Source organism: Stenotrophomonas sp. GD03777 (assembly GCF_029842485.1).
Lineage (GTDB): Bacteria > Pseudomonadota > Gammaproteobacteria > Xanthomonadales > Xanthomonadaceae > Stenotrophomonas > Stenotrophomonas sepilia.
This window is the reverse complement of record NZ_JAOCGL010000020.1, coordinates 1-12,712: the sequence shown is the minus strand read 5'-3', so window position 1 is coordinate 12,712 and position 12,712 is coordinate 1. Positions and strand designations below refer to the sequence as shown.

General features: G+C 64.6%; 9 protein-coding genes. 5 read left to right on the top strand and 4 right to left on the bottom strand.

Going from position 1 to position 12,712, the window contains the following annotated elements:
* The first annotated feature begins 4 nt into the window (after positions 1–4).
* The 3 genes from N5E02_RS06985 to N5E02_RS06975 all read left to right on the top strand — a co-directional run bounded on the left by N5E02_RS06985 (position 5) and on the right by N5E02_RS06975 (position 5,928).
* Positions 5–715 (top strand): pilus assembly protein, encoded by a 711-nt coding sequence (locus N5E02_RS06985; protein ID WP_111128210.1) that lies wholly within the window; start codon positions 5–7, stop codon positions 713–715.
* 65 nt (positions 716–780) lie between these two features.
* A complete protein-coding gene (locus N5E02_RS06980; protein ID WP_279946117.1) occupies positions 781–5,112 on the top strand; it encodes an ESPR-type extended signal peptide-containing protein in 4,332 nt (1,443 codons plus the stop codon).
* Positions 5,113–5,181: 69 nt separating this feature from the next.
* On the top strand, positions 5,182–5,928 hold the full coding sequence (locus N5E02_RS06975) for a hypothetical protein (RefSeq protein WP_279946116.1): 747 nt from the start codon (positions 5,182–5,184) through the stop codon (positions 5,926–5,928).
* A 45-nt stretch (positions 5,929–5,973) separates the two neighbouring features.
* Here N5E02_RS06975 and N5E02_RS06970 read toward each other — a convergent pair whose 3' ends face one another.
* The 4 genes from N5E02_RS06970 to N5E02_RS06955 form a co-directional block, all read right to left on the bottom strand.
* Positions 5,974–6,834 carry an IS3 family transposase gene (locus N5E02_RS06970; protein WP_065179067.1) on the bottom strand — a complete coding sequence of 287 codons (861 nt, stop codon included), beginning with the start codon at positions 6,832–6,834 and terminating at the stop codon, positions 5,974–5,976.
* Positions 6,831–7,124 (bottom strand): transposase, encoded by a 294-nt coding sequence (locus tag N5E02_RS06965; RefSeq protein WP_065179068.1) that lies wholly within the window; start codon positions 7,122–7,124, stop codon positions 6,831–6,833. Before N5E02_RS06965 ends, N5E02_RS06970 begins: the two co-directional genes overlap by 4 nt.
* A gap of 400 nt (positions 7,125–7,524) precedes the next feature.
* Complete coding sequence (locus tag N5E02_RS06960) at positions 7,525–8,169, bottom strand: hypothetical protein (RefSeq protein WP_049411389.1); 645 nt, start codon at positions 8,167–8,169, stop codon at positions 7,525–7,527.
* Between the two features lie 189 nt (positions 8,170–8,358).
* On the bottom strand, positions 8,359–10,782 hold the full coding sequence (locus tag N5E02_RS06955; RefSeq protein ID WP_111128205.1) for a penicillin-binding protein 1A: 2,424 nt from the start codon (positions 10,780–10,782) through the stop codon (positions 8,359–8,361).
* Positions 10,783–11,001: 219 nt separating this feature from the next.
* On the opposite strand from N5E02_RS06955, the gene N5E02_RS06950 reads away from it, so the two are divergent.
* A complete protein-coding gene (locus N5E02_RS06950; RefSeq protein ID WP_014038321.1) occupies positions 11,002–12,060 on the top strand; it encodes a pilus assembly protein PilM in 1,059 nt (352 codons plus the stop codon).
* A partial coding sequence (locus N5E02_RS06945; protein ID WP_279946115.1) for a PilN domain-containing protein occupies positions 12,060–12,712 on the top strand: 653 nt, incomplete at its 3' end. The genes N5E02_RS06950 and N5E02_RS06945, both read left to right, overlap by 1 nt.

Sequence of the window (12,712 nt, the reverse complement as noted above, 5' to 3'; positions counted from 1 at the left end):
TGCCATGAACAAACTGATCGTCTGGATGCTGCCGTTGAGTGCGCTGCTTGCGCCATCAGCACACGCCAACCTGTCCATCCATCCCATGCGAACCGCGATGGATGCCAAGCGCGGTGCGCAGATCCGCGTCTACTCGCAGTCCACCCGCCCGCAGTATGTACAGGCCAGCCTGCGCCGCATCGACAACCCGGCAACGCCCCGCGAACAGGAGCAGGATATCGAGGTCGCCGATTCGGCCATTGCCATTACGCCGGGCAAGTTCGCGCTGTCAGGCGGTGGCAATCGCCTGATCCGGCTGATCCCCCTGCAGCCGGTGCAGAAGGAAACCGCATACCGCGTGTACTTCGAAGGCGTGCGCGGTCCGGAAGGCACTGAACTGGAAAGCAGCGAAGACGCTGCGCACGCCGACGTCGGCGTCAGCCTGGTGTGGGGCGCGCTGGTGAACGTGGTGCCCACCGACGGTGTGGTCAGCCTGAGTGTGCGCGGCAACACGCTGCACAACAGCGGCACGCTACGCGTGGGCATTGTGCATGCGGCCGAATGCACGGCGGCCGGCGTCTGCACGCCGCACGACCTCTCGCACAGCCTGTATCCGGATGCCGATTTCACCCTGCCGTTCCAGCCGCAGCCGGGCAATTCGCTGCGCCTGCGCTACCGGCTCAGCCAGGACGGCTATCGCGAGCACGTCCAGGACGTGGCCATCCAGTCCAGTTGACCCCCTCCCTGCGTCCCGCGCATGGCGCGGGATGTCTTTTCCGTAAACTGCTAAGGAGAAAGACCATGAATCGAATCTATCGACGTATCTGGAATGCTGCACGCCAGTGCTGGGTGGTAGCGAGCGAGCTGGCTGTCGCAAGGCAGTGTTCCTCATCGCCGAGAAGACTCCGGCTACTAGTCATTCCACTATCGATGTCTGCGGCCGGCTCCATTTCCGCGAACGCGGGCAGCATGTACTGGGGATGTTCGCCCTTCGATTGGGACAAGGCGGACGTCTATTGCGTGCCCATGTCAGGACAAAGTGAGGATGGAAAAACCTCTGCCAATGCAAAGATCTCCACCTCCAAGGACTATCTGATCATGGGGGGAGGTTCGTACAACGACGGCTCCTGGAACGCTACCTTTGGTCCCAAGGCCCAGATCATTGGCAACTACAACGCGGCATTGGGCCACAAGGCCAACATCAACGGCGTAGACAGCGTTGCCGTGGGCTACAACGCCAGTGCCCAGCTGGGGCACAGTACGGTGGTCGGTGCCAACGCCTATGGCAAGGGCATCGGCTCTACCGCGTTCGGAAACAAAGCCTCGGCCACACGGCAGAACTCGATCGCCATCGGTAGCGGATCGCTCTCGCAGAGCGAGAATTCAGTGGCGATCGGTGCAAATTCCCTTGCCAGTGAAGTGAACACCGTCTCCGTCGGCAGCGACAAGGAGAAGCGGCGGATCGTCAACGTAGCCGATGGGCGGATCACCGCTGCCAGTACCGACGCCGTCACGGGCAAACAGTTGTACGCGACCAACAGCAAGCTGGGTGCGGTCGAAGCAAACGTCGGCACCATGAAGAATGATCTGACAGCGGTTCGGACGCTTGCGCAGTCCGCCACCAATCGCATCGATGCCACTACCCTGGCACTGGGCAAGGGCGCGGTCGCAGAATCGGGCAGCTACGGCATCAGCACCGCCATCGGCAACAATGCCAAGGCCTACAACGGCCGCAGTGTCGCACTCGGATTCGATGCGCTGGCCGGCGTCGATGCGGAGGGCAATCGAGTGACCGGCCAGAATGCCGGCGTTTCCATCGGTGCAAACACGCGCAGCGCGAACGGCGCGGTCGCGACCGGATTCCGGGCCATTGCCAGCGGAAACTTCTCCATTGCCGTAGGCGGTGACGCCAATGCGGCCGCCGAACATGCCACTGCAATCGGGTACCTGAGCAAAGCCACGGCAAAGCAGTCCACGGCGCTGGGGCGTGGCAGCGAGGCCAAGGCGCAGTTCGCCACCGCGCTGGGCAATCTTGCGGTATCGGCCAATACCAGTGCCGTGGCACTGGGTGATCGGGCCAACGCCCGCCATGACAATGCGGTGGCACTGGGTGCCGGCGCTGTCACGGCGTCGGTCAACTCCGTTTCGGTGGGCAGCGCTACGCTCAAGCGCAAGATCCAGTACATTGCCGATGGCGTGGTCAGCAATGGCAGCACCGACGCGATCACCGGCAATCAGCTGTTCGCGACCAACCAGGCCCTATCCGCTGCCCAGAGCACGGCCACGAGCGCGCAGACGGCGGCCAACGCGGCCAAGGCCGACGCCGCCAAGGCGCTGACCGAGACGACCGCGCTCGCCGGCCTGGTCTCCCAGACAGGCGCCACCCGCAATGTCCGCCTGGGCGGGAAGAACAGCGGCACCGTACTGGACGTGCGCAACAGCGCCAACGCCAGCCGAAAGGTTGCCGGTGTGGCGGATGGCGACTTGGATGACAGCAGCAACGAGGCTGTGAACGGCAAGCAGCTCAATGCCACCAACGTGCAGGTCGCTGCCGTGGAGAAAGCGGCTACGGCCGCGCAGGCGGATGCAACGGTTGCGAAGGCAGATGCTGCCAAGGCGCTGGTCAGCACCACCGCTCTGGAAGGACTGGTCAGCCAGATCGCCGCCAACGGCAATGTCCGTCTGGGTGAGAAGAACAGCGGAACGGTGTTGGATGTGCGTAACAGCTTGGGCACTAATCGTAAGATCACTGGAATTGCCGACGCAGACGTTGGTGCGGGCAGCAGTGATGCGGTGAACGGCGGGCAGTTGTTCTCTTCCAATCTGAAGATAGCAGTGCTCGAGGAGAAGAGCCGTCTCTTTGGGGCAGGCAATGAAGCTGGTGCGGCCTCAGCACGCGCCGGTGAGTTCGGGGTGGCGATAGGCAACGGTGCTGTGGCATCAGTCGATTCCGAAGGAGGGGTCGCCTTGGGTGCATTCGCTGGCGCACTCGCCAGGAACTCCGTTGCCCTTGGGCGCGCGGCCAGCGTGGAAGCCGGAGCGGTTGCCGGATTTGCACTTGGCGCGGGCGCCTATGTGGCTGCAACTGACGGAATTGCGATTGGCGCCGGTTCGGAAGTTGAGGCTGGTGCAGATGGGGGCGTTGCTCTCGGCGCTGGTTCCGTTGTGGCTGAGAGCGACACTGTTTCTGTTGGCAATGACAGTCTCAAACGTCGAATTACAAATCTTGCCCGCGGCACCGCTGATCACAACGCCACGACCGTCTCTCAGCTGAAGGACTCCCTTGCCACCCTCGGTGGCAGCGCAGGGATGGACGCCAACGGCAACATCATTGCCCCGACCTATTCGGTGCAGGGTGGTACGCAGAACACCGTGCAGGACGCGCTGATGGCGCTCGATGGAGCTGTCACCACCGCAGGCCGCCGTGCGGACATGGTGGAAGGCCAGCTCAACTCGATCTTCCAGGATTCACCCTCGGCCCGTGGCGATGGCAGGAGCCAGATCGCGCTGAGTGGCGCGAACGGCATGGTGTTGACCAATCTGGCTGACGGTCGGGTGGCGCCAGGAAGCCGTGATGCCGTAACCGGCAATCAGCTGTACGCCGCGGAGCAGAAGATCTCGCAGAATCGAAATGATCTGGAGGCGATGCGCAAGGAGAGGGAGATGGGCGAGCGGGCCATGCGTGGATTGGATACGAGCGGCCCGATCGATTTTGGCGGTGCGCGTTTGACTGGAGTGGCCGAGGCTAAGCTGTCGGCTGACAGCTCGGATGTTGTGCGGGGCAGCCAGCTCTATGAGACCAACAGCCGTGTTTCGGCCATGGAAGGCATCAGCCAGTACGTCAGTGTGGGTGCCGCTCCAGGCTATGGTCCTGCTCAGGCTGGACCGGTTGGTCTTGCAATTGGGAACTTCGCTAAGACCGGCAACGATGGAGGAACTGCAGTGGGAACCCATGCGAAGGCACTGGGCAGAAATTCCATAGCCCTTGGTCGCGCTTCGGTCGTGCATGAGGATTCCGATAGCGGATTTGCGCTAGGTACTGGAGCGGAGGTAGGCATTGCCGGAGGTGGTGCACGAGGAGGCATTGCTATCGGTGCTGGAGCAAAAGTGGGTAAAGGAGCGAATGGTTCGCTGGCAATAGGCGAAGGCTCTCAGGCGAATGAGGCCGGAGTGGTTTCATTTGGAAGTGCAACTACTTATCGCCGCCTCATAAACATCGCCAACGGCACCGCCAACCACAACGCCGCCACCGTCGGCCAGCTGCGCGGCGCGCTGTCCGCGCTCGGCGGCGAAGTCGATGCCAACGGCAACATCGTCGGCCCCAGCTTCACCGTGCAGGGCCAGTCCCAGCCCACGCTCAATGGTGCATTGGAAGCGCTCGACGGCGCAGTGGTCAGCACCACCTCGCGCGTAAACCACGTCGAGTCCCAGCTGCGCAGCGTGTTCCAGGACACCCCCTCGGTCCGCGCCGACGGTCTCAACCAGCTCACCCTGGCCGGAACCCACGGCATGGTCATCTCCAACGTGGCCAATGGCCTGGTCGCCGCCGGCAGCCGCGATGCGGTCAATGGTGGCCAGCTGCATTCGATGCAGCAGCAGCTCAACGGCCGTATCGATGGCCTGGAAGAGCGCATCGATGCGCCGCAGCCGCGGGCAATGGCCGTCGCTTCGGCGCCGGAGCCGGAAGCACCGGTGCCGCAGGCCGAAGGCGGCCAGCAGGTGGCGTCGGTCGGCGAGGGTGAGAAGCCCGCGCCGCAGCCGAAGTCGAAGCAGGACGACACGCCCAAGCCGCAGGTCGATACCGCTGAATTGGAGAAGATGCTGGCCCGCGCCAACGAGTACACCGATGGCGCGATCAGCAATTTCGAACGTCGCCTGGACAAGATGGACAAGCGTTTCAACCGCATGGCGGCGATGAGCAGCGCACAGACCGCGATGGCGATGAACACTGCGGGCCTGGCCACCTACAACCGCCTCGGTGCGGGCGTGGGCTACAGCGAGGGTGAGTCCGCGATGGCCGTGGGCTACCAGCGCGTGCTCAACGAGAAGGGCTCGGCCACCTTCAGCCTCAATGGGGCGTTCACCAACAGCGGTGAACGCAGCATGGGCGTCGGCGTGGGCATCGGCTGGTAAGCGATGGAGCCCCGGCGTGACGCGCGTAATCCGCCCCGCCGCGCCGGGGTCCTTGCCGAGGAGATGGCAATGTATCGATGGGTAAGCCGGTTCATCAGCTACCGCACGTTCTACCTTTGGCGGGCACGTTTTTACTACTACACCCGCAATCTGGACCGCTGGCTGCTGTTCGCCCTGCTGTGCGTGGCGGGCATGGGCTTGGCGGTCTGGTACACCTGGCGGGTATCGCGCGTGCCGCCGCCGCGCGTGCATCCGGAGGCGGCCGCACTGCGCGTGGAGAACATCACCCAGGAGGCGATCCACCGCATCGTGCTGGTGCGGCATGGCGGCCCAACCCCGGGCGAGCCGTTCACCACGCCGGAGGATGTCCGTGCCGGCACGCTGCGCACACTGCGGGTGCGGCAGCTGCTGGACAGTGCGGTGGTGTGGCAGCTGAAGGCTCACATGCTGGCCGACATCGCGACGTACATCGATGCCACGGGAAGCTGCTTCCCTTTCCCGTGCTGGCAGGTGAGCCATCGGCTGGAACTCATGCGTGCGGCGGAGGCGGAGAACGCGGCCATCAACCGGGCGCTGGAGCCGGTGCTGGAGGTGCCGCTGGACAGGATGCCCAACCTCAACGGCGGTGAGCGCGCGCGGATACAGACGGCGTGGTCCGATCCGTTCGGCGATGTCTACAACCAGACCTGGTTGTTGGGCGATCTGCAGAACATGCACGCGCGGATGATGATGGCGTACCCGCAGCGGGCGGGAGCCCCCTGGCTGATGCGCCTGCTTGGCGATGAGACGGAGGAGCAACACCATGATGTCTGGTAGGGCAACGTGATCTGGCCCCCTGAAAACGGACGCCATGAAGCCGTTTCAGGCGGCAGCCCGGAGCTGCCGGGCGTAGTTGTTAGGCGAGTGGTAGCCCAGCGCCGAGTGTAGCCGGGCTGGATTGTAGAAGCCGTGGATGTAAGCAGCGATGCACTGGCTGGCTTGTTCCCTACTGGCGTAAGGCTCGGCAGCCTCTTCTGTCTTGAGCGTCGCAAAGAAGCTCTCGGCCACCGCGTTGTCCCAGCAATTGCCAGGCCGGCTCATGCTTTGGACCACGTCATGGGACTGCAGCAGCTGGCGAAACTCGTTCCCCCAGTACTGCCCACCACGATCTGAATGGAAGATCAGGCCGGGTCGTTGTGGATGCAGAGCCCAGGCATTGGCAAATGCTTTCACCACCAGCTCTTCAGTCAGACGCTTGGAAACGCTGTAGCCCAGCACCTGCCGGGTCTGGACGCTGATGACCACGGCCAGATGCAGCCATCCCTGGCGGGTGGGGACATACGTGATATCCCCGACCCACGCCGTCGGTCCGGTTCCGGGGGCAAATTGCCGATCCAGCAGGTTGGGGGCGAGCTGAGATGAGCCGCCGGAGGACTTGGGTCGGAATCGGCCTTTGGTCTTGCCCTGGATTCGCTCCTCGGCCATTAACCGTGCCACGCGCTTGTGGCCGACTGGATGATTCCTGACTCGTAAGGCCCTGACCAGCCGACGTCGCCCATAACTGCGCTTGCTGGTCACATGAATGGCCCGAAGCTCGGTACGCAGGGCCGAATCGGCATCGCACGCTTGGGCACATTGCCGACGCAGGTAATCATGGAATCCAGAGACAGAAACCCCAAGAACCCGACACAACAACCTGGTCGGGTAGTGAGTCCTTTGACTGGCGACGAAGGCGTACCTCACTTGGACTCTCTGGCAAAGAACGCCGCCGCTTTTTTTAGGATTTCCCGCTCCATCTTCAGATTGGCGTTCTCGGCCCGAAGGCGGCTGATCTCGCTTTCCAGGTCGGTGGTTGGCCTGCGAGCCTCAGAGGTCAACGACCGGCCAGCACGGACCGCCTCAAGCCAATTTGCCAGCGTCTTGACCGACATCTCCAGCTGACGGGCTGCTGCGGCAGGCCCGAGCGACTCGGCCAACTCCACGGCTTGGTGCTTGAACTCATCGGTATAGCTACGACGGGTGATACGGGACATAAGGGACCTCCAGGTGCGATCAAAGTATCGCTTCTTGGCGTCCGCTGACGGGGGGGCAGATCAACGCACCTCCTGTAGAGCCGAGCCATGCTCGGCTGCTCTTCGGTCAGCTATCCGGATGCCTGAAGCACCGTGCGGACCAACGGTCCGCACCTGCCAGAAGAAGGAAGCAGGCAACGCGTCTTCTGTAGAGCCGAGCCATGCTCGGCTGCTCTTCGGTCAGGTGTCCGGATGCCTGATGCATCGTGCGGACCAACGGTCCGCACCCACCAGAAGAAGGAAGCAGGTAGCGCGCTTTCTGTAGAGCCGAGCCATGCTCGGCTGCTCTTAGGCCAGGTGTCCGCACGCCTGATGCACCGTGCGGACCAACGGTCCGCACCCACCAGAACCCGCGCAGCTGTCACCCGCCGATATACGCGGTGATCTCCGCTTCGGCCAGCAGCTGCCGCAGCTGTGCGACAGACGCGCGTCGCATCGGCTTCTCATCCACCGGCGACAGCGGCGCCTGGCGCAGCGCATCGTACGGCAGCACGGCCAGGTCAAAGGTCAGCTCCTCGGCACTGAACACCCACACCGGCACGTCCAGGCTGCGTTCGCGGTCCATGCGCAGCCGGCGCGTCCGCGATTCGGCGGGAATGCCGTGCTCGTCCAGGAAGCGATGCACGGCTTCCGGGTCGTCGCTGTGCAGGTGAAGCTGCACCGGGCTGTTGGCATCGGCGGTGCCTTCCAGTACCGGGCCGGCCAGCCGTGGGGCGAAGCCGTGCAGGAACTCCAGCGCGCGCATCGCAGCCTCGCGGCGGCGCTGCAGTTCATTGCCGTGCTGGGGCCCGGCGAACAGCCGCTGGTACTCGCGCAAGGCGTCTTCGATCTCGGTGTTGCGCGGCAGGGAGGCATCGTCGTGGATGCCGAGCCGGCTGGCGGCCTTCAACTTGGCCTGGTGGTAGTCGCGGATGCCGCCTTCAGCCATCAGGCGGGCGGCTTCGTGGGCGAGGCGGTGGCGCCGCTCGCGGGTCTGGCTGGCAGCATGCTGACGGGCGCGATGCATGCGATGACTCCTGTTGCGACCTGGCTACAGACTAGCGCACGGATGTGACATCCGCGTAGGTATTTCACGGAGGGGATGCAGAGCCGAGCCCACGCTCGGCTGCTCTACGCGGGGCCCGGAGCCGAGCATGGGCTCGGCTCTACAGTCGCATCGGTGCCAACCCACGGTTGGCACCCACTGCACCCTTCCTCAGAAGATATCGAACGCGGCGGCGTCGGCCTGCGGCGTATTGAGGTTCAGGTCGTAGTCGGTCAGGCGATCCATGTCTTCCACCTTCACCCACTCGGTCGCGCCGTTGAGCGTGGCCTGGACCATGCCGCTGGGCGGCTCGTTCTGCGCGATCGGGGTGTCCTTCAGCGCGGTGCGCATGTAGTCGATCCAGATCGGCAGCGCCGCCTTGCCACCGTACTCGCGGTAACCCAGCGAGCGGAAGTCGTCGCGGCCCACCCACACGGTGGTCACGTACGGGCCGCCGAAGCCGGAGAACCAGGCGTCACGATGGTCGTTGGTGGAGCCGGTCTTGCCGCCCACGTCCTCGCGGCCGAGCACCTTGGCCTGCACACCGGTACCGCGCTGGACCACGTCGCGCATCATCGACACCAGCTGGTAGGCGGTGCGGGCGTCGATCGCGCGCGGAGCGGTGCGGGCATCCGGGTTGGCCGGAGCGGCGGCAGTTTCGGTCTTGGCTTCGGCCTTGGCCGCAGCGGCCGGGTCCACCTTCGGGGCCGGGGCGCCGAAGTTGAAGCCATCCACCACCTGGTTGACCGGCTGATCGCTGCTGCCGGCGCAGTCGCGGCAGGCCAGCGCCGGGTTTTCCTTGAACACCAGGTTGCCGTCGCGGTCATTGACCTGGTCGATCAGCCAGGTATCCACGCGCGAGCCGCCATTGGCGAACACCGCGTAGCCACGCGCCACCGACAGCGGGGTCAGCGATGCAGTGCCCAGCGACATCGACAGGTTCGGCGGCAGCTCCGATTCGGCAAAGCCAAACTCGCTGATGTACTTGCGCGCGTAGTCCACGCCCATGCCATCAAGCAGGCGTACCGAGACCAGGTTGCGCGACTGCACCAGCGCTTCACGCAGGCGCATCGGGCCGCGGAAGCCGCCGCCATCGTTCTGCGGGGCCCAGGTCTTGCCGCGGCGATCGCGGAACACGACCGGGGCGTCGAGCACGATCGAGGCCGGGTTGTAGCCCTTGTCGAAGGCGGCCGCGTAGACGAACGGCTTGAAGCTCGAACCCGGCTGGCGGCGGGCCTGGGTGGCGCGGTTGAACTTGTTGCCGGAGAAGCTGAAGCCACCCACCAGCGCCTTCAGCGCGCCGCTGTGAGCATCCAGCGAGACCAGCGCGGACTGGCCGCGCGGGATCTGGTCCAGCAGCCACTCCCCGTCCTTGGCACCGGCGCGTACGCGCACGATGTCGCCGCGCTGCACCAGCTTGCCCGGGGTCTTGTTGGTCCACTTGGCGGCGCCGGCCGGCAGCACGATCTCGGTGCGGTTGGCCAGCACCACCGTGGCGCTGCCATCGGCCGCGGTGCTGGCGACGATTGCCGGCAGCAGGCCGGCCTGGCCGTACATGCCGCGCAGGTGCTCGGCCAGCGCGGCGGTATCGTCGCCGGCGCCCAGCTGCACCTGCTTCTCCACGCCGTGCCAACCGTGGCGGTGGTCGTACAGCAGCAGGCCATCACGGACGGCCAGGTTGGCGGCGGTCTGCAGGGTGGAGTCGATCGTGGTGGTGACGTGGTAGCCCTTGTTGACCACGTCGCCGCCGAAGCGGGCGATCATTTCCTGGCGCACCAGCTCGGCCACGTAGGGTGCATCGACCTGCACCGGCGGCTCATGCGCGGTGGCGTGCATCGGCACGGCCTTGGCCGCGTCGGCTTCGGCCTGGCTGACGAACTTCAGGTCGGCCATGCGCTGCAGCACGTAATTGTCGCGGCGCTGGCGGGCACGTTCCGGGTTGGAGATCGGGTTGCCCGACGACGGGAACTTGGGGATACCGGCCAGCGAGGCCATCTCGTCCAGGTCCAGCTCGTTCAGCTTCTTGCCGTAGTAGAACTCGGCGGCGGCCGCCACGCCGTAGGCGCGGTTGCCGAAGAAACTCTTGTTCAGGTACAGCTCGAAGATCTCGTCCTTGCTCAGCTCGGACTCGATCTTGCGCGCCAGCAGGATCTCGGCCAGCTTGCGGGTGTAGCTGTACTCGGAGCTGAGGAAGAACTGGCGGGCAACCTGCTGGGTGATGGTGGAGCCACCCGGCACGCGCTTGTCGTTGGTGGTGGCCAGCAGCCAGACCGCACGGCCGATGCCCATGTAGTCCACGCCGCCATGTTCGTAGAAGCGGGCGTCCTCGGTGGCCAGGAAGGCCTGCTTCAGCCGCTCGGGCACGTCCTTCATGGTGACCGGGGTGCGCCGGGTCTCGCCGAACACCGCCATCAGCTTGCCGTCGGCAGCGTAGACGTACATCGGCTCCTGCATTTCCACGTCGCGCAGGGTCTGCACGTCGGGAAGCTTGGAGGAAACGGCATAGTACAGACCGCCCACGGCGGCCGCGCCGATCAGCGCCAGGACCAGGACAATCAGGAAGATCCAGCGCAGCCAGCGGCGGAGTCGAGTCATCGGGTTCAGATTCCGATTGCGAATTTCGTGGTCGCAGAGTATAGATTACGCAAGGTGGCGGCTGGGGTCGGCACCGGGGAGCGCAAGGGGAACAGTCAGGGGCTGCATGGTGAATCCGTGAGGGATTTCACAGCAGGGCCGTTGCCATTTGCTAAGAATACGTTATTAATGCTCGGACGCAGGTCTTGCGTCCAAGTGCCCGTCGGCAGGGGAGAAACCGTGGGGCTCATCCCAAAAAGTCAGTCGCCGCTTGTAGGCGTCGACATCAGTTCGACTGCGGTAAAGCTTTTGCAGCTGTCCCGCAGCGGCAATCGTTTCCGCGTGGAACATTACGCTGTGGAACCTCTTCCGCCGAATGCGGTGGTGGAGAAGAACATCGTCGAAGTGGAGGCCGTCGGTGAGGCCATCCGCCGGGCGATGAACCGTTCAGGCAGCAAGGCCAAGTTGGCCGCTGCCGCCGTCGCGGGGTCGGCGGTGATCACCAAGGTGATCCCGATGCCGGCCGATCTCGACGAAAACGACATGGAAGCCCAGATCGAGCTGGAAGCGGTCAACTACATTCCGTATCCGATCGAGGAAGTGAACCTGGACTTCGAGGTGATCGGGTCGATCCCGAACAACCCGGAGATGGTCCAGGTGCTGCTGGCCGCGTCGCGTTCGGAGAATGTCGAGCTGCGCCAGTCCGCGCTGGAGCTCGGTGGCCTGCAGGCCAAGGTGATGGACGTGGAGGCCTTTGCGGTCGAGAACGCCTACGCCCTGGTCGCCAGCGAGCTGCCGGTGTCCATCGACGGCGTGGTTGCGCTGGTCGACATCGGCGCCACCATGACCACCCTCAATGTCCTGCGCGGCGGTCGTAGCCTTTACAGCCGCGAGCAGGTGTTCGGTGGCAAGCAGCTGACCGACGAGATCATGCGCCGCTACGGCCTGAGCTACGAGGAAGCCGGGCTGGCCAAGCGCCAGGGCGGCCTGCCGGAAAGCTACGAGATGGAGGTGCTGGAGCCGTTCAAGGAAGCCACGGTCCAGCAGATCAGCCGCCTGCTGCAGTTCTTCTATGCGGGCAGCGAATTCAACCGCGTCGATCACATCGTGCTGGCCGGCGGCTGCGCCGTGCTCGGTGGCCTGCCGGAGATGGTCGAGGAACAGCTGGGTGTGCCGACCGTGGTCGCCAACCCGCTGGCGCAGATGACCCTGGGGCCGAAGGTGAACGCGCATGCGTTGGCCCAGGATGCCCCCGCGCTGATGATCGCGACCGGTCTGGCGCTGAGGAGCTTCGACTGATGGCACGCATCAATCTATTGCCCTGGCGCGCCGAGCGGCGCAAGCAACGCCAGCGCGAGTTCTACGCAATGCTGGGCATGGCCGCTGTCGGTGGCCTGCTGTTGTCGCTGATGATCTGGTTCTATTACGACCGCCAGGTGAGCGGCCAGATGGACCGCAACGCCTACCTGGAAGCCGAGATCGAGAAGGTCAAGGAACAGAACAAGGAGATCGATCGCCTCGACGCGCAGAAGGAACGCCTGCTGGCCCGCAAGAAGGTGATCGAGGAACTGCAGGCCAAGCGCTCGCAGATGGTCCACCTGTTCGACGCGCTGGTACGCACCATTCCCGATGGCGTGGTGCTGACCGCGCTGAAGCAGGAAGGGGATGTGCTGACGCTGGAAGGCCGCACCCAGTCCAACGCCCGCGTTTCGGCCTACATGCGCAACCTGGAGACCTCCGGCTGGATGACCAATCCGGAGCTGTCGATCATCGAAGCGCGTGACCCGGAGAAGGACAAGGATGGCAAGGTCGGTCCGCTGGCCGACATCAAGGCGCTGCCCTACGTGTTCGTGGTCAAGGTGAAACTGCCGGCACAGAGCGAAGAGGTCTCGGCGACGCCGGGCCTGAACGCCGATGGGTCGGTGGCGACGGCTCCGCCGGCACCGGTGGC